This is a genomic window from Marinobacter sp. (assembly GCF_040904845.1).
Classification (GTDB): Bacteria; Pseudomonadota; Gammaproteobacteria; order Pseudomonadales; family Oleiphilaceae; genus Marinobacter.
Genome location: NZ_JBBDSR010000007.1, coordinates 45,332 through 61,512, shown reverse-complemented (window position 1 = coordinate 61,512; position 16,181 = coordinate 45,332). Strand labels below are relative to the sequence as shown.

Genomic DNA, 16,181 nt, shown 5'->3' with positions numbered 1-16,181 from the left:
AACTAGTCCCTTTCCGGGAGTATGTGAAGCCATGGATGGCTTCACCTAAGCGCACATGGATGTGCTCGTAGCGTCTCCCGGGAAGGGACTAGTTGCCCGCCCCCGCACCGAGGTTTAAGTTCAAGAGTTCAAAGGCCGCTGATGCTTCAAAAGATGATTTTCCAGCTTGCGGAACACAAACACCAGAACAAAGGTCAGCACCATGTACAGCAGCGCCACAAAAATAAACGCATCAAACGGCGCATAAAACCGCGAGTAAATATTCCGCGCCGCCCCCGTCAGATCCACAATGGTCACCACACTGGCAATCGCACTGGCGTGCAGCATGAAGATCACCTCATTGGAGTACGCCTGCACCGCCCGCCGTGCCGCACTCGGCAACACAATGCGCCGCATACGCAGAAGCCAATTCATGCCATACGCCTTGGCCGCCTCAATCTCGCCATTGGGCGTGGAGACAATCGCACCGCGGATAATCTCTGTGGTATAGGCCGCCGTATTCAGCGTAAAAGCCAGCAGCGCCGGGTAGAACGGTTCACGGAAAATCAACCACCAGAAGGTTTCCTGAATGCCCTCAATCTGCGCCAGCCCGTAATAGATAATGTACAGCTGAATCAGCAGCGGCGTACCGCGAAAAATGTACGTGTAAAACCACACCGGGGCGGACACGAACGGGTTTTTCACGGTACGCAGAATGGCGAGCGGCACCGCCACCACCAATCCGATTATCAGGGACAGAAACACCAGGTGCACCGTCGTTACCATGCCGTTCCAGTATTCCAGGATCGTCATGGTGGTAAATATGTCGTTCTGATTGAGCCATTCGGCGATGAAATCAGGCATCACTTAACCTCCCTGAACCACGCCGACATTGGCCCGTTTGTCGAGCCACTTGATAAACAGCTCCGAACCCGCAGTCAGGGCTAGGTACACCGCCGCCACAGGAATGAAAAAGTGAAACGGCATGCGCTCCGCCTTGGCGGCTTCCTCGGCCACGCGGACCATATCCGTCAGGCCGATAATCGACACCAGCGCCGTGGTTTTCAGCAGAACCTGCCAGTTGTTGCCAATGCCTGGCAGAGCATGGCGTAGCATTTGCGGAAAAATGATCCGGCGAAAGGTGTGCCAGCGGCTGAAGCCATAAGCCCGTGCTGCCTCAATCTGGCCGAATTCCACCGCGAGAAAGGCACCGCGAAAGGTCTCGGTCATGTAGGCACCGAAAATCAACCCGATGGTGATGACACCGGCAATAAAAGGATCGAACTGAAAGAAAAAGTCGATTTCGTAGGCTTTCCAGAGGTGGTCTGAGAGCATGTTTACGGCAAACTGGCCGCCGTAATAGAACAGCAACATCATCACCAGATCCGGTACGCCACGGATCAGCGTGGTGTAGGTGGTGGCCAGGCCCTTCGCAAAACGGTTGTCGGAAAGCTTGGCAGAAGCGCCAACCAGGCCAAGAGCGAGAGCGAAGGCGAGGGACAGGAAGGCCAGTTCAATGGTCACCACCGCCCCTTCCAGCAGGGCCGGGCCGTAGCCTTTCAAATCAAGCATGGGAATGTCCGGTATGCAGGGGCGGCCCTTGCAGCCGCCCCTGACGCAGTTTTACATCTTGATGTCGTATTCGAAGTATTTTTCCATGATGGTGTCATAGGTACCATCTTCCTTCAGGGTGCGAAGGGCGGAATTCACTTCCTCGGCCAGGTCAGCGTCACGCTTACGCATGGCGACACCCACACCTTCGCCCAGCTTGACCTGCTCGGCTACCTCTTTAAAACCATCCTTGCTCAGCACGGTCTGTTCGCCCACCGGATAGTCGACAAAGACCACGTCCAGGCGCTGACCTTCCAGGTCCAGGACCATGTCCTCAGCGGTGGTGTAGCGCTTGATGTTAACCACACCGCCCATTTCCTGGGTCACGTACGTGTCCATGGTGGTGCCGCGCTGTACGCCCACGGTTTTACCTTCCATGGCTTCCATGTCAGTAACGTCGGTGTCGAACCCTTCAGGCCCAAACCAACCACCTGGGGTGTTGTAGTATGGCTCGGAGAACAGAACGCGCTCGGCGCGCTCGGGTGTGATCGACATGGACGACATGATCAGATCAAACTTACGGGCCAACAGGCCAGGGATCATGCCGTCCCATGCCTGAATGACAAAGTCGCAGTTAGCGTTCATTTCTTCGCACATGGCATCCGCCAGTTCGACTTCGAAACCGGTGAGTTCGCCATTGTCATCTTTGTATTCGAATGGCTCATAGGGAACGTCGAATGCGATGCGCAGGTTTCGGTCCTGAGCCTGAGCTACACCAGCGGCCATAGTCATGGCCAGGGCACAGCTAGCTGCAACAATCAGTTTTTTCATGTGTCACTTCTCCAGTGGTTTGCCTTTTGGGCTTTATTTTTTATGAAAGCTGTATGTCCAGCTTTTCATATCTTCACCGGTTCAAGATAGCACCGAGTGTCAGAAGTTGGGAGCCAGGAACTGTTTCATGCGTTCCGAATCCGGGTTATCAAACACTTTATCCGGTGTGCCCTGTTCCTCAATCACGCCCTGATGCAAAAACAGGACCTGAGTGGACACATCCCTTGCAAATGCCATCTCGTGGGTCACCACGATCATGGTGCGGCCTTCCTCGGCCAGGCTCTGCATTACCTTCAGTACTTCGCCAACCAGTTCGGGGTCCAACGCGGAGGTTGGTTCATCAAACAGCATGACTTCCGGCTCCATCGCCAGGGCCCGGGCGATCGCCGCCCGTTGCTGCTGGCCACCGGACATCTGCGCCGGGTAGTAATCTTTCCGTTCGTAAATTCCGACTTTGTTCAGGTAAGCTTCCGCGCGCTCTATGGCTTCCTTTTTGGGCACCTTGAGAACGTTGACCGGCGCTTCGATGATGTTCTCCAGCACCGTCATATGGGACCAGAGATTGAAGCTCTGGAACACCATGGAAAGTTTGGCGCGGATCAGTTCAACCTGTTTGTTATCGGCGGGAATGCGGACGCCCCGGCGATTGGTCGTGAACCGTATTGGGTCGCCGTGCACGATAATGTCGCCAGAGGTGGGGGTCTCCAGCATGTTGATGCAGCGTAGAAACGTGCTTTTCCCGGAGCCGGAACTGCCAATCAGGGAAACAACATCCCCTTTACGGGTTTCCAGCGATATGCCTTTGAGAACTTCGAGCTGATCAAAGGTTTTGTGAATATCCCTGCAGATCAAAGGCGCTTGGTCCGCCATGGGTGACTCCTGGGGCTGTTATTCAAAGGCGCATGTTTTACGGAGTGTGGCATTGGAAATCAATACCCATTAGGACGGGTTTTGCCAAAAATCACAACAGATGTCGCCCGGTAAGTGTGTCGCAATGTGACGCTATTGCAAGTGGGGCAAGTTCTTTGCCACCTCAGGTATAGGTCGAAACGCCCGCCTCTGACGTGCCCGTCACCAGCGGCATCCGGATCATCTTGGTGCCCTGGCTCTCGAGGTTTCGCATGGAGTCTCCCACAAACCGCACATGGGCCATGGCCGCCTTGCGGGCGGTGTCTGGCTTGCCTGCCATAATCGCCTGATATATCTGCTTGTGCTGCTTCATGATGGAGTGGCGCATTTCCTCTCTGGGGTTCAGGTTGGCAACTGACGCCTGAACCGTCAAAAGCATCATGTTCTTTAAAGCGTTCAACACATGAACCAGGATGGGATTGTGGGAGGCCTCCACAATGGCCTGATGAAAACCATGGTCGGGTTTGGCATTGGTCAGGGGGTCGGTGTTTCCCAGCAGCCGAAACGCTTTGGTAATCCGGTGTCTGTCGATGCTGGTGGCGCGCTGTGCCGCCAGCAGGGCAGCCTGGCCCTCCAGTTGCTCCCGCACCTCAAGCAGATCATAAAGGGTGCGCGGGTGGCCGGCGAACAGGTGCATCAGGGGGCTGCGATCATCAAGGTCTTCGGTGGTCGGCACTATGCTGGCCACGAACGACCCTTTGCCATGGAGGGTCTCGACCACGCCACGGCCCTGCAGTTCGTGCAGGGCTTCACGAACGATCGCCCTGGACACACCGAGCCGGTTTGCCAGTTGCCGTTCCGAAGGAATTTTCTGCCCGGGGGCAAGGCCTCCGTCCAGAATCAGCCGCTCGAGCCGGTAGGATATTTCCTGTGAAATGCCCATCTTGAGTTCCGCGATCTCCGTTGCTGGTCTGACCAGTTCAGCCGTCTCGCCGCGAGGGGTAAATTCCTCGCGGCGATTGCTTTCCGGCCCCTGTACTATGGCTTACCGAGGCTATTTCGTCCATTTTACGCAGGTTAAAAACTGGTCTGACCAGTTGGCAATTTTCTGGACTAAACCCACTTCGCCTACGACTATCTATCTAATACTGGCTGGTGCCGGTGTTGACCTCACTCTGCATAACAACAACGTCAACGGAGATGTGTCGATGAACATAAGCAAGAACACCCAAAGTCACTGTGATGACGGTGAAACGCCGCCACGCAGGAGTTTTCTCAGATCCATGGCGGTGGGGGCGGCTTTGTGCGGCACGCTGCTGATGGGGGCCGGGCAGGCGCACGCTGCCACCACCTGGAAAATCCAGTCAGTGTGGGATGCGGGAACTGTCGGTTACGACCTGTTTGAAGAATGGTGCGACAGCATCGAAGAGAAGTCAGGCGGTGAGCTGATTTTCAAAGCGTATCCAGCCAAGTCGGTTGCCGCAGACAACAACGCGTTGTTCGAGGCGGTGCGCAACGGCGTACTGCAGGGTATGAACCCGTTCACCCTGTACTGGTCCGGCAAGATTCCGGCCTCGGTGTTCCTGTCGTCTTACCCAGCCGGCCCGGACCAGCCTCACCAGTGGGACACCATGTTCTACTCGCTGGGTATGCTGGAAAAAACCCGTGAAATCTACAAGAAGTATGGCCTGTTCTACGTGGGCCCGATTCAGCACGATGCCAACATCATTCACTCCAAGAAGCCGGTGAACAGCCTCGCCGACATGAAGGGCCTGAAGATGCGCGTGCCGGGTGGCATGGTCGCGGAAGTGTTCCAGGAGTTTGGCGTAGCGACGGTCAGCCTGCCAGGGTCAGACATTTTCCCGGCGCTGGAAAAAGGCACCATTGACGCAGCGGACTATGTCGGACCTGCCGTGAACTATGAGCTGGGCTTCTCCCAGGTCACCGACTACATCATGTTCGGCCCCCCGGGTGTGATGTCGATCTATCAGCCGGTGGACCTGATGGACCTGACGGTAAACCTGCGGGCCTGGAACAATCTTGATCCCAAGCTGCAGGCTCTGGTCGAGGAGCAGGTGCGCAGTTTCTCCCAGACCCACTACCTGACCATCCAGAAGCGCAATATCGAGGCCATGGAGAAGTTCAAGGCCGATGGTAATCAGGTGACCCGACTGAGCCAGAAAGACATGGAAGAGTTCCGTCGCACCGCCATTCCGATCTGGTACAACTGGGCCAATAAGGATGACGACGCCAAGGCGATCTTTGAAATGCAGCTGGATTACATGATGAACGACACCGTCGGCTACATCGACGAGGAAGACATCAAAGGCATGTAAGCCTTCACATACATAAAAACCATAAAGCGGGGAAGGGCAGGGAGTGCTGTGAAAACGCATTCGCTCCCTTCCCCGCGCTGTGATTGAGGTAGTAACAACATGTCTGATCTGAGCGCCTTTGGCTTTGTGCTGCCCCACTGGTTCTACTGGGGGTGGCTGGCGGTGATGCCGTTGATCATGATGGCCCTGGACCGGTGGTCGGCAAAACGCGGTCAACAGGCGATTGACCGGAACGCCGAAGCCAATGCAAAGCTTCAGCAGATTGAAGCTGAAATGAAGGGCACCATTGGTTACACCTACGAAGGTAACTGGTTCACCAAGTCCGTTGACTGGATCAGTGACAAATCCGGTGTGTTCATCGCATTCTGGACCGTGAACGCGGTGGTGTTCTACTTTTTCGAAGTGGTCATGCGCTACATCTTTAACCAGCCCACCATCTGGGTACATGAAGCCAGCTTCCTGCTGTTTGGCATGCAGTACCTGTTGGCCGGAGCCTTCGCGTTACTCCACGGTGCCCATGTGCGGGTGGATGTGGTCTATAACTTTCTGCCGCCCAGAGGGCGGGTGGGCATGGACATATTCACCTCCATGTTCTTCTTCATGTTTGCGTTTGCGCTGATCATCACCTCCTGGACCTTCTTCCAGAACTCCTACTCCATGAACGAGCGCACGGTGGAAACCTGGGGCATTCAGTATTGGCCGGTCAAGGCCATGATGTTGCTGGGCTCGGTTCTGTTATTGCTGGCGGGGCTGTCAAAACTGATTAAAGACATCGCCACGTTCGTTCACTTGGGCCGGGAGCAGCACGCATGAATTCGACGACGGTTAATCCGCAAGGCTCCGGCAATCTGACCGGAAAACTGGGTACCTGGCTGATGATCATTGCCACGGTGGTTCTGGGCTTTGTGATGTTGGTGGAAGTGATCAACATCGTATTTTACGATCCCTTCAGTGATGAGAAATTCCTGTTCAAATTTTCCGGTGTGTTGTCCGACGTCAAAATTGGCACGTTGACCTACCTGATGTTTGGCTCACTGCTGGTGGCACTGATGATGGGCCTGCCGCTGGCGTTCGTTACCGGTGGTCTGGGGGTTGCCTTTATCTACCTGGTGGGCGACTCGATGATGCTGAACATCGTGCCCAGCCGTATTTTCCCGATGATGACCAACTCGGATCTGGCGGCGATTCCTCTGTTCATCTTTATGGCCTCCATGCTTGAGCGAGCCGGGTTGATCGAGGAAATGTTCAACGTGGTCTACAAATGGATGGGCGGCCTCGGCGGCGGACTGGCCATTGCCACCATCGTTGCCTCCACCATTCTGGCGGCTATGGTGGGCGTGATCGGCGCGGCGGTGGTGACCATGGGCATTATTGCGTTGCCGGCCATGCTTAAACGCGGCTATGACCACAAGATAGCCCTCGGGTCGATCATGGCAGGTGGCACGCTGGGCATCCTTATTCCCCCGTCCATCCTGGCGATTCTCTATGCTGTAGTGGCTCAGCAGTCGGTGGGTGAGCTGTATCTGGGGTCGGTGATTCCGGGCCTGATACTGTCGAGCCTGTATGTGCTGTATATCGCCATCAGAGCCAAGATCAATCCGAAATTGGGCCCGCCCGTGCCCGAAGATGAGCGAATTTCACTGAAGCAGAAACTGCTCCTGCTCAAAGATCTGATCGCGCCTTTGGTGCTGGTGTTTCTGGTGCTGGGCTTGTTGTTCGGTGGCATCGCGACGCCGGTTGAAGCGGCGGGTATTGGCTCGTTCGGTGCCATTCTAGTGGCAATGAAGCACAAAGTGTTTTCCATCGCCTCACTGCGGGATGCGTCGGTGACCACGGCCAAAGCCACCGCGATGGTGCTGTGGATCATGTTTGGTGCCTCGGTGTTTGTGGGCTTCTACATACTGCAGGGCGGTCAGGATTTTATTACCGAATCGATCCTCGGTATCGGCTTGTCACCCTACGCCGTGTTGCTGCTGTTGATGGTGCTGCTGGTGGTTCTGGGCATGTTCCTGGACTGGGTGGGCATTCTGCTGCTCGCCGTGCCGATCTTTATCCCGATTGTGGAAGCGCTGGAATTCCCCGGGCTGCTCGGTTTCCCCGCCGTTGCCGGGGAAGACGTGGTGTTGTGGTTTGGTGTGCTGTATCTGGTGAACATGCAGATGTCGTTCCTCAGTCCACCTTTCGGGTACGCACTGTTCTACCTTCGCGGCGTGTGCCCGCCTGAAATCTCCATGGGTACCATCTTCAAGTCGTCACTGGTGTTCCTCGCGATTCAGGCGTTTGGCCTGTTCATTTGCGTGCTGATACCCGGTGTGGTGACCTGGCTGCCCAATCTTGTATACGGATAAACACAAGGAGTAACTGACTATGTTGACCATTAACCGGCTTGATCTCGCCGACGCCCGAGTGCTGATCGAAGGCGCTGCCGAAAAAGCCCGCGAGATTGGCGTGCCCATGTGCATTGCCATCGTGGATGAGTCCGGTAATCTGATCGCGTTCGAACGTATGGACGGCGGCAAGATCACCAGCGTGACCATCGCCCAGGACAAAGCGTTCACGGCGGCAGCGGCTAAGAAAGCCACCCACGATTACAACAAAGTGAACGTGCCCGGTAGCCTGGCGTTTGGTATTCACACCGAAGTGGGCGGCCGCATCAGTTCGGTTGGCGGTGGCTTGCCGGTAATCGTTAATGGTGACGTGGTGGGCGGCATTGGCCTGAGCTCCGGCACGCCGCAGCAGGATATGGATTGTGCCCAGGGCGGTATTGATCACTTTGAAACCAAACGCGGTTAACCGCTGTCACAGTTGACGAAACACACACCCAGAGACTGATATGGCCACCAGACCCAAAGCCAGTAAAGCCGAGCTGGCGGAGCAGTTCCGGGCGTTTATCGACCCGGAATACGTCATCACCGATGACGAAACCATGAAGCCCTACGAATGCGACGGCATGTCCATGTATTGCGAGATGCCGTTGCTGGTGGTGCTGCCGGAAACCGTCGCGCAGGTGCAGCGCGTGATGCGCATCTGCAACGAAAACGCGGTGCCGGTGGTGGCACGGGGCGCGGGGACCGGGCTCAGTGCCGGTGCCATGCCGAACAAAGAAGGCGTGGTGCTGTCGCTGGCGAAGTTCAACCGCATTCTCAACATTGACCCGCTGGCGCGCACCGCTCGCTTGCAGCCCGGTGTTCGCAACCTCGCCATCAGTGAAGAGGCCGCCCAGTATGGCCTGTATTATGGCCCGGACCCTTCCTCTCAGATCGCCTGCTCCATCGGCGGCAACGTCGCGGAAAACTCCGGCGGCGTGCACTGTCTGAAGTACGGGTTGACCGTTCACAACCTCCTCAGCGTGGAAATGGTCACCGCCGAGGGCGATGTGGTCACCATTGGCAGCGATGGTCTCGATGGCTGTGGCATGGACCTTCTTGCCCTGGTGACTGGTTCCGAAGGGCTGCTGGGGGTGGTCACGGAAGTGCAGGTCAAACTGCTGCCCAAGCCGGAAGTGGCAAGAGTGGTCATGGCGGGCTTCGACAGCGTGCAGAAAGGCGGTGACGCGGTTGGCGGCATCATCGCCCACGGCATCATCCCCGGCGGCCTGGAAATGATGGACGGCCACGCCATCATAGCGGCGGACGATTTTGCCCAGGCGGGCTACCCCCGGGAAGCCAAGGCCTTGCTGCTGTGCGAAGTGGATGGCACTGAAGAGGAAGTGCTGGAACACATCGCCGAGGCAGAAGAGGTGTTCCGCAAGCTGGGGGCCACCTCCGTGCGCACCTCGTGCAGCGAGGAAGAGCGCGCCTTACTGTGGAAGGGCCGTAAATCCGCCTTTCCCGCCGTGGGCCGCATCTCCCCGGATTACTACTGCATGGACGGCACCATACCCCGCCGGGAAATCGCCCACGTGCTGACCGAGATGGAGAAAATGTCGGAAGAATTCGGCCTGCGCGTGGCCAACGTATTCCACGCCGGCGATGGCAACCTGCACCCACTGATCCTGTTCGATGCCAATGTCCCCGGCGAGTTCGAGCGCACCGAAGCCTTCGGCAGCAGCATCCTGCGCCTGTGTGTGGAAGTGGGTGGCTGCATCACCGGTGAGCACGGCGTAGGCGTGGAGAAAGTCCGCCAGATGGCCGTGCAGTTTAACGACGAAGAGCTGCAACAGTTCCACGACGTCAAAGCCGCGTTTGACCCCGCCGGCATCCTTAACCCGGGCAAGGGCGTTCCGGCCCTGAAATTCTGCCAGGAATACCGCTCACTCGAGCACAAACAACACAAGCACGACCAAACGGAAGCGGCCCATGGCGGATAACCTCCAGACCCTACGGGAGCAAGTGCTCCAGGCCCGTAATGCCGGGCACAAACTCAACATCGTTGGCGGCGGCACCAAAACCTTCATGGGCCGAACCGCCGACCCGGACGCCACCACCCTCAACGTGGGAGAGCATACCGGTATCGTCGATTACCATCCGGTGGAACTGGTACTGACGGTACGCGCCGGCACCCCCCTGAGCGAAATCGAAACAACGCTGGCGGAAGAAGGACAAGTGCTGCATTTCGAGCCCCCCCATTTTGGTGAACACACCACCATCGGCGGAACCCTCGCCTGCAACCTCTCCGGCCCCGGCCGCCCCTGGGCAGGCTCCGTGCGCGACCAGGTTTTAGGCGTACGGCTGATCAACGGCAAAGGCGAACACCTGCGGTTCGGCGGTCAGGTCATGAAAAACGTCGCCGGCTACGACGTCTCCCGCCTGCAGGCCGGTGCCATGGGAACCCTGGGCGTCATGACCGAAATCAGCATGAAAGTCATGCCCAAACCCGCCGCCACCCTGACCCTGGTGCAGGATATGGCGATGGACGACGTCATCCACTACATGAACAGCCGCGCCGCCGAACCCAAACCCATCACCGCCGCCTGCTGGATCGACGGCAAAGTCTACCTGCGCCTCTCCGGTGCCCGCTCGGCAGTGGAAGCCACCGCGCAAAAATGGACCGGCGAAGTGATGGAAAACGGTGAAGCGTTCTGGCGGCAAATCCAGGACCTGCAGCACGACTTCTTCACCGGCGATGATCCCTTATGGCGCTTCTCCGTCGGCTCCACCGCCGCCAATCCGACACTCGACGGCCCATGGCTGATCGACTGGGCCGGTTCCCAGCGCTGGTACCGTGGCGAGGCCGACCAGAAGCAGCTCGAGGCGCTGGCGAAAGAAGCTGGCGGACAGGTCAGCCTGTTCCGTGGCGGCGACCGTGAAGGCGAAGTGATGCACCACCAGCCGGACGCCCTGAAAGGCATTCAACGCAGGGTGAAAAACTCGTTCGATCCCGACGGCATCTTCAACCCAGGTCGGCTCTATAGCTGGTTGTGAAGAGAGATGAAATCCCGGTAGTGGCCGAGATGGCCATCAGAGAAGTCCGGGAAGTGAGTGGCAGCCGCTTTTCTGAAACTGTGCGGAGCCATGGATGGCGGAGCCCAAGCACACAGGGATGTGCTTGAAGCGTGTTTCAGAAAAGCGGCTGCCACTCACTTGCGCACCGAACTTAGCACAAAGGTAAACCATGCAAACCAATCTAGTTCAACAATTTGCGAACACCAAAGAAGGGCAGGAGGCCGAATCCATCCTGAGGGCCTGCGTCCACTGCGGCTTCTGCACGGCAACCTGCCCCACCTACCAGGAACTCAATGACGAACGCGACGGCCCCCGAGGCCGCATCTACCTCATGAAAATGTTCCTCGAAGGCCAGGAAGCCACCGAAAAAACCCGCGAACACCTCGACCGCTGCCTCACCTGCCGCAGTTGCGAAACCACCTGCCCCTCCGGGGTACAGTACGGTCGCCTGGTCGACATCAGCCGTGGCCTGATGGAACAGGAAATGCCCCGGCCGCCAAAAGAAAAGTGGCTGCGCTGGTCGCTGGCCCGGGTCATCCCCAATCGCAGACTGTTCGGGTTACTGCTGCGCCTGGGCCAACTGTTCCGCCCGATCCTGCCGGAAAAACTGCGCACCAAAGTGCCGCCCAGAAAACAGGCCAGCCCCTGGCCCTCAGCCAGCCACAACCGCATCGTGCTGGCTCTGGCCGGATGCGTGCAGCCCTCCGCCACGCCCAACACCAACGCCGCTGCCGCCCGCGTACTCGACCGCCTCGGCATCACCATGGTGGAAGCGCCGGAAGCCGGTTGCTGTGGTGCGGTAAATCACCACTTGTCCGAACACGAAAAAGGCCTGGAGCGCATGCGCCAGAACATAGACGCCTGGTGGCCCGCCATCGACGCCGGCGCAGAGGCCATCGTCATGACCGCCTCCGGCTGTGGGGCCATGGTGCAGGACTACGGTCACCTGCTGAAAGACGACCCGGTCTACGCCGCGAAAGCCGAAAAAGTCAGCGAGCTGACCGTCGACCTGGGCGCGTTTCTGCTGAAACAGGATCTGGACAAACTCAAGGTAAACCGGGGCACCGGCAAAGTGGCGTTCCACTGCCCCTGCACCCTGCAACACGCCATGAAACAGAACGGCGTGGTGGAGCAGGTGCTGACCAAAGCGGGCGTGGACCTTGCAGTCACCAAAGACAAACACCTGTGTTGCGGATCGGCCGGTACGTATTCCGTGCTCCAGCCCGAGCTCAGCCAGAAATTACTGGGCAACAAACTCAAGGCGTTAACCGTCGATAACCCCGACCGCATTGTCACCGCCAACGTCGGATGCCAGATGCACCTGGAAACCAAAGCGACGGTGCCGGTTCAGCATTGGGTCGAATTACTGGATCAGTAAGATCTGCTATAGTCCCCGACCCAAAACACTGAAACCACAGGGAGTGGAATCACATGCCAGGGAAATTGGCGCTCTTCATGGTGGCCGTGTGGCTGTTATTGCCCGCGGCGGCCTCAGCCGAACTGTATAGATTCACCGACGACCAGGGCCTGGTGCATTACACCGACACCCGCCCGCCTGATCACCCCCATCAATCCATCACGTTGAAATCGCCGTCGGTTGTGACCATGTCCGACAACCTGGAGCAGGGCAGGCGGGTAACGGCGATACGTAAAAAGGTCAGCCGCGCCTTGGACCGGCCTTCAGGCAGGCAGCGAAAACGTTCTGGTGCAACACAAAAAGTGGCCAAAAACGAAAAACAGTGTGCCGCTTACCGTAAACGCCTGGCCCGCATCCAGCAGCAATTGCGGGCAGGCTACAGCAATGACCGGGGCAACAGCTTGCGACGCCAGCGGCGTACCCTGGGCCAAGCCCTCAGCCGCGAGTGCCTGCTGCGCTGATGCAGGCCACGTGCTACTGGCCGAAAGTTGTGATCACCAGATAGGCGGTGTAACCCACAAAGCACGCCAGCAGGAAGGTACCTTCAAAGCGATTGATGCGGCCCGGGCCACGGAAACCGTAGCCAATAACAAACAGTGAGAGCGTCAGTGCAGCCATCACCATCAGGTCCCGGCTCAACACTTCTGGCGCTACCGCCATGGGCGAAATCAGCCCGGCAATACCGACCACCGCCAGGGTGTTGAACAGGTTGGAGCCGAGAATGTTGCCCAGCGCCAGATCGTGCTCGCCTTTGCGAGCGGCAATGATTGACGATGCCAGCTCCGGCAGGGAGGTACCGACAGCAACAATGGTAAGCCCGATGATCAGGTCACTGACGCCGAATGCTGAGGCCAGATCCACTGCACCCCACACCAGAATGCGCGAACTCACAATGAGCAGCGCCAGCCCCACAACCAGCCACAGCACAGCGGATTTGACTGGCATGGCGCGGGTTTTCAGTTCCGCATCCACTTCTGACCCCATCGTGTCCGCCGTCTGAGTCATCCCCTGGCGAATCGACCAGGCCAGCAACGCGAAAAACACGCCAATCAGAACCACGGCATCCAGCGTGCTCAACACGCCGTCCCACAATTGCCAGATTGCCAGCAGCGTGATCGCCATCAGAATCGGCAGCTCCTTGCGCATCACCTGTGAGTGCACGGCAATCGGGCTAATCAGCGCGGTGATCCCCAGAATCAGTGCTATGTTGGTAATGTTCGAGCCATAGGCATTCCCCAGCGCCAGGCCTGGATTGCCCTGGGTTGCAGCCAGCGCAGAGACCACCATTTCCGGGGCGGAAGTGCCGAACCCAACCACCACCATACCAATCAGCAAGGGCGGCATGCCGAAGTGGCTGGCGGTTATGGCAGAACCCTCAACAAACCGGTCGGCACTCCAGACCAGTAGAACAAGACCAGCAGCAATGGCCAGCAGGGCAAGAAGCATGATTCATCCTCGTAAGGCAGACAGGGCCAGTTCCCGAGAGCAGTTTGCAATTACCAGGCAGTCATTTGCAATCTGTATTGATATATCAATAATCTTTAAAAGAGACGATAAAAGCAGAGGTGACAGATGGATTATGTCAGCGCAGTGAGCAGTGCCATCATGGCACTGGTATGGGTGGTGTATTTTCAGCTTTTCTTCATGCAATACCGTAGGGGTAATCGCGCCTACCTTGTGATTCACCATGCCCAGAACGAAAGCCCCGATGCTCCCTGCCTGCTGGTTAATATGGGGCAGGAACCGGTACACCTGCAATGTGTACAGGCGGTGACACGGTCAGCGGATGGTAAGGACAACGTCTTCACCGTCACCAAATACGACCGGGTGGCCGCAGACGATACCAACATTCAGGAAAACCTCCGCCAGGGCCCCATCCAACCTGGAGGATATCTCGTGCTTGGCAGTTTCCGGGATATTATCCTTGGGCGGCGCAGCGAAGAAGACTGCGCGGGGCAGCTCATTGAAAATGTCAGTGAGCTGGAACTGCGGGCCGCCGTCATACATGGCCCCAGTAAGTTTCCGATTGGCGCGCGCCGTCGTTTTTATCTGCAGCACAATGGCAAAAGCGAGATATTCCCGGAGAACATCCACACCGAACAACTTGTCGGCCGGCGAGACAAAAAAGAAGTCAGCGCCTGGATAGAAGACGAGCTGAACCCCAAGAAAGTCGGGCGGAGTGAATCGGAGGATGAAGAGCAGACCGACTAGCTGGGCTCTCGCTCCATCGACTGACGCACGCCATAACGCAGCCCATTGCTCATGGTGTTCACCGCGCCCGGCGAAATGCTGATCAGGACCGCGGCCACCGCAAAGGTCAGCCAGAGGGTGAGTGACATTACTTACCGCTCCCATGTCGAAGTGTGAATATAGGATGCTAAACTTGTGCCACCAACCCATGATAGCGTCAACAGGAGAAATCGCCATGGCTAGAAAACGGGCAAAGCCTACACAGGAAAGCGCGATCAAGCGCGAACTGAAAACCCCGAAGTACCAGATGCGGGTAGTTGAAGACAAGAGCAAGTATAAACGCCAGCGGGATAAGACAGTGAGAAGCGAGGATTTCCGCAAAGCCGCGTGAGCGTGGTTTTACGGAAATCTTTGATTCTCTCCTTCTACAAGCCCACACATTTTATGCCCCAGATTCAACTGGCACTATTATTGGGAATGACGGTTGCGCTGGGGCCGTTAGCCCTCGATGCCTACCTGCCAGCCTTTCCGGATATCGCTGATGGCCTGGGAGTCTCCCACGGACAGATCGGGTTAACCCTCAGTGCCTATGTCGCGGCATTGGGGCTGGCGCAGCTCGTCGGTGGGCCGCTCTCTGACCGTTACGGTCGCCAACAGGTTCTGCTAGGCGGGCTGGCCATATTTGCGGCAGCGGCCTTCATGGTTGCCCAAGCCGACACCCTCGGCCAGATGCTGTTCTGGCGTGTCATTCAGGGTATTGGCGGTGCGTTCTGTGCAGTCTCGGTTCCGGCGATTGTCCGGGACCAAAGCCAGGGCTCCGAAGCCGCCCGACTGTTCGGCCTTATCGGATTGATCATGTTTGTGGCACCAGCGCTTGCCCCTTCCATGGGGGCCATACTGCTGGTGCTCACCGATTGGCCGGCGATATTCCTGATGCTGGCTGCTTACGCCATAGTACTGGCTATCATCCTGCACTTTGCGCTGTTCCGTCGCCTCCCGAAGCGGGAGAGGGTGCCAACACCCGTTTCCACCCTGGTCACCAACTATCTCCTGGTGTTGCGGCACGCGGTTACCATGAGGTTTATCGGTCTGCAGGCGCTTTGCTTCAGCGCCATGCTGGTGTTCATTACTCACGCGTCTTTTATCTATCAGGAATGGTTTGGTCTGTCGACGGCCATGTTCTCCGGCCTGTTCGCCGCCAATATCGGGGCCATGGCTTGCCTTAACCTATTGAACCGCCGGCTTCTCAGCCGTTATGAATCCGTCGACATCCTCCGGGTGTTGGTTTTCCTGCAAACCGTCGCCATCATCGCACTGGTGTTCTGCGCCTTGGTCGCCGCCCCCTATTGGGCCGTTGCCGCGTGCATCGTTGTTGCCGTGGGCTTCATGGGGGCAATTGTGCCCAACAACATGGCCAATGCCCTGGAGTTCTTCCCGCATCTGGGTGGCACTGCAGCTGCTTTGCTGGGCGCGGCGCAATTCACCATTGCCGGTGCCATCAGTGCGATATCTGCCTCACTCAGCGGTGGCTCCTTGATACCCATTGTGGTGACCATGGCCGTTTGTGTTTCAGGCGCTGCGGTGCTGGCAGCCGGGGCACCGGGGGCGGTTCGGCGAATGCCTTGAGGATCGGCGCTTCTCCGT

At 57.6% G+C, this 16,181-nt stretch carries 18 protein-coding genes; 11 read left to right on the top strand and 7 right to left on the bottom strand.

Annotation, left to right across the window (positions count from 1 at the left end; all coding sequences use genetic code 11):
• Positions 1 to 120 precede the first annotated feature (120 nt).
• The 5 genes from WD429_RS01100 to WD429_RS01080 form a co-directional block, all read right to left on the bottom strand.
• Positions 121 to 843: an ABC transporter permease gene (locus WD429_RS01100; protein WP_368420323.1), complete on the bottom strand. Its 723-nt coding sequence runs from the start codon at positions 841 to 843 to the stop codon at positions 121 to 123.
• Positions 844 to 846: 3 nt separating this feature from the next.
• Positions 847 to 1,551, bottom strand: coding sequence for an ABC transporter permease (locus WD429_RS01095; protein WP_368420322.1), 705 nt, complete (start codon positions 1,549 to 1,551; stop codon positions 847 to 849).
• A 51-nt stretch (positions 1,552 to 1,602) separates the two neighbouring features.
• Positions 1,603 to 2,361 (bottom strand): transporter substrate-binding domain-containing protein, encoded by a 759-nt coding sequence (locus tag WD429_RS01090; protein ID WP_368420321.1) that lies wholly within the window; start codon positions 2,359 to 2,361, stop codon positions 1,603 to 1,605.
• Positions 2,362 to 2,460: 99 nt separating this feature from the next.
• Positions 2,461 to 3,231 (bottom strand): ABC transporter ATP-binding protein, encoded by a 771-nt coding sequence (locus WD429_RS01085; protein WP_368420320.1) that lies wholly within the window; start codon positions 3,229 to 3,231, stop codon positions 2,461 to 2,463.
• 163 nt (positions 3,232 to 3,394) lie between these two features.
• Positions 3,395 to 4,153 (bottom strand): FCD domain-containing protein, encoded by a 759-nt coding sequence (locus tag WD429_RS01080; protein ID WP_368420319.1) that lies wholly within the window; start codon positions 4,151 to 4,153, stop codon positions 3,395 to 3,397.
• Positions 4,154 to 4,493: 340 nt separating this feature from the next.
• Here WD429_RS01080 and dctP point away from each other — a divergent pair, with 340 nt between their 5' ends.
• The 8 genes from dctP to WD429_RS01040 all read left to right on the top strand — a co-directional run bounded on the left by dctP (position 4,494) and on the right by WD429_RS01040 (position 12,808).
• Positions 4,494 to 5,546: a TRAP transporter substrate-binding protein DctP gene (gene dctP / locus WD429_RS01075; RefSeq protein ID WP_368420325.1), complete on the top strand. Its 1,053-nt coding sequence runs from the start codon at positions 4,494 to 4,496 to the stop codon at positions 5,544 to 5,546.
• Positions 5,547 to 5,645: 99 nt separating this feature from the next.
• Positions 5,646 to 6,359, top strand: coding sequence for a TRAP transporter small permease subunit (locus tag WD429_RS01070; RefSeq protein WP_368420318.1), 714 nt, complete (start codon positions 5,646 to 5,648; stop codon positions 6,357 to 6,359).
• The gene (locus tag WD429_RS01065) at positions 6,356 to 7,894 is read left to right on the top strand and encodes a TRAP transporter large permease subunit (protein WP_368420317.1); all 1,539 of its coding nucleotides are present in this window, start codon (positions 6,356 to 6,358) and stop codon (positions 7,892 to 7,894) included. Before WD429_RS01070 ends, WD429_RS01065 begins: the two co-directional genes overlap by 4 nt.
• Positions 7,895 to 7,913: 19 nt before the next feature.
• Entirely contained in the window at positions 7,914 to 8,339 is a 426-nt protein-coding gene (locus WD429_RS01060; RefSeq protein WP_368420316.1) for a heme-binding protein, read from the top strand.
• 40 nt (positions 8,340 to 8,379) lie between these two features.
• On the top strand, positions 8,380 to 9,855 hold the full coding sequence (locus tag WD429_RS01055) for an FAD-linked oxidase C-terminal domain-containing protein (protein ID WP_368420315.1): 1,476 nt from the start codon (positions 8,380 to 8,382) through the stop codon (positions 9,853 to 9,855).
• The gene (glcE, locus tag WD429_RS01050) at positions 9,845 to 10,909 is read left to right on the top strand and encodes a glycolate oxidase subunit GlcE (RefSeq protein WP_368420314.1); all 1,065 of its coding nucleotides are present in this window, start codon (positions 9,845 to 9,847) and stop codon (positions 10,907 to 10,909) included. The genes WD429_RS01055 and glcE overlap by 11 nt, the downstream gene beginning before the upstream one ends.
• A 190-nt stretch (positions 10,910 to 11,099) precedes the next feature.
• Complete coding sequence (glcF, locus tag WD429_RS01045; protein ID WP_368420313.1) at positions 11,100 to 12,308, top strand: glycolate oxidase subunit GlcF; 1,209 nt, start codon at positions 11,100 to 11,102, stop codon at positions 12,306 to 12,308.
• 53 nt (positions 12,309 to 12,361) lie between these two features.
• Positions 12,362 to 12,808: a DUF4124 domain-containing protein gene (locus tag WD429_RS01040; RefSeq protein WP_368420312.1), complete on the top strand. Its 447-nt coding sequence runs from the start codon at positions 12,362 to 12,364 to the stop codon at positions 12,806 to 12,808.
• A 13-nt stretch (positions 12,809 to 12,821) separates the two neighbouring features.
• Here WD429_RS01040 and WD429_RS01035 read toward each other — a convergent pair whose 3' ends face one another.
• A complete protein-coding gene (locus WD429_RS01035; RefSeq protein WP_368420311.1) occupies positions 12,822 to 13,793 on the bottom strand; it encodes a calcium/sodium antiporter in 972 nt (323 codons plus the stop codon).
• 126 nt (positions 13,794 to 13,919) lie between these two features.
• Between WD429_RS01035 and WD429_RS01030 the strand changes: the two genes are divergently transcribed.
• A complete protein-coding gene (locus WD429_RS01030; RefSeq protein WP_368420310.1) occupies positions 13,920 to 14,558 on the top strand; it encodes a hypothetical protein in 639 nt (212 codons plus the stop codon).
• On the opposite strand, the gene WD429_RS01025 is transcribed toward WD429_RS01030, so the two are convergent.
• Complete coding sequence (locus WD429_RS01025; RefSeq protein WP_368420309.1) at positions 14,555 to 14,686, bottom strand: hypothetical protein; 132 nt, start codon at positions 14,684 to 14,686, stop codon at positions 14,555 to 14,557. The two genes, WD429_RS01030 and WD429_RS01025, sit on opposite strands and share 4 nt — an antisense overlap.
• A gap of 86 nt (positions 14,687 to 14,772) precedes the next feature.
• Between WD429_RS01025 and WD429_RS01020 the strand changes: the two genes are divergently transcribed.
• Complete coding sequence (locus tag WD429_RS01020) at positions 14,773 to 14,928, top strand: hypothetical protein (protein WP_368420308.1); 156 nt, start codon at positions 14,773 to 14,775, stop codon at positions 14,926 to 14,928.
• Positions 14,929 to 14,981: 53 nt separating this feature from the next.
• Entirely contained in the window at positions 14,982 to 16,163 is a 1,182-nt protein-coding gene (locus WD429_RS01015) for a Bcr/CflA family efflux MFS transporter (protein WP_368420307.1), read from the top strand.
• The last annotated feature ends 18 nt before the right edge of the window (positions 16,164 to 16,181 follow it).

Coding starts and splice junctions, on each gene's coding strand:
- WD429_RS01100 (WP_368420323.1), bottom strand. CDS start 843: ATGCCTGATTTCATCGCCGAATGGCTCAATCAGAACGACATATTTACC.
- WD429_RS01095 (WP_368420322.1), bottom strand. CDS start 1,551: ATGCTTGATTTGAAAGGCTACGGCCCGGCCCTGCTGGAAGGGGCGGTG.
- WD429_RS01090 (WP_368420321.1), bottom strand. CDS start 2,361: ATGAAAAAACTGATTGTTGCAGCTAGCTGTGCCCTGGCCATGACTATG.
- WD429_RS01085 (WP_368420320.1), bottom strand. CDS start 3,231: ATGGCGGACCAAGCGCCTTTGATCTGCAGGGATATTCACAAAACCTTT.
- WD429_RS01080 (WP_368420319.1), bottom strand. CDS start 4,153: ATGGGCATTTCACAGGAAATATCCTACCGGCTCGAGCGGCTGATTCTG.
- dctP (WP_368420325.1), top strand. CDS start 4,494: ATGGCGGTGGGGGCGGCTTTGTGCGGCACGCTGCTGATGGGGGCCGGG.
- WD429_RS01070 (WP_368420318.1), top strand. CDS start 5,646: ATGTCTGATCTGAGCGCCTTTGGCTTTGTGCTGCCCCACTGGTTCTAC.
- WD429_RS01065 (WP_368420317.1), top strand. CDS start 6,356: ATGAATTCGACGACGGTTAATCCGCAAGGCTCCGGCAATCTGACCGGA.
- WD429_RS01060 (WP_368420316.1), top strand. CDS start 7,914: ATGTTGACCATTAACCGGCTTGATCTCGCCGACGCCCGAGTGCTGATC.
- WD429_RS01055 (WP_368420315.1), top strand. CDS start 8,380: ATGGCCACCAGACCCAAAGCCAGTAAAGCCGAGCTGGCGGAGCAGTTC.
- glcE (WP_368420314.1), top strand. CDS start 9,845: ATGGCGGATAACCTCCAGACCCTACGGGAGCAAGTGCTCCAGGCCCGT.
- glcF (WP_368420313.1), top strand. CDS start 11,100: ATGCAAACCAATCTAGTTCAACAATTTGCGAACACCAAAGAAGGGCAG.
- WD429_RS01040 (WP_368420312.1), top strand. CDS start 12,362: ATGCCAGGGAAATTGGCGCTCTTCATGGTGGCCGTGTGGCTGTTATTG.
- WD429_RS01035 (WP_368420311.1), bottom strand. CDS start 13,793: ATGCTTCTTGCCCTGCTGGCCATTGCTGCTGGTCTTGTTCTACTGGTC.
- WD429_RS01030 (WP_368420310.1), top strand. CDS start 13,920: ATGGATTATGTCAGCGCAGTGAGCAGTGCCATCATGGCACTGGTATGG.
- WD429_RS01025 (WP_368420309.1), bottom strand. CDS start 14,686: ATGTCACTCACCCTCTGGCTGACCTTTGCGGTGGCCGCGGTCCTGATC.
- WD429_RS01020 (WP_368420308.1), top strand. CDS start 14,773: ATGGCTAGAAAACGGGCAAAGCCTACACAGGAAAGCGCGATCAAGCGC.
- WD429_RS01015 (WP_368420307.1), top strand. CDS start 14,982: ATGCCCCAGATTCAACTGGCACTATTATTGGGAATGACGGTTGCGCTG.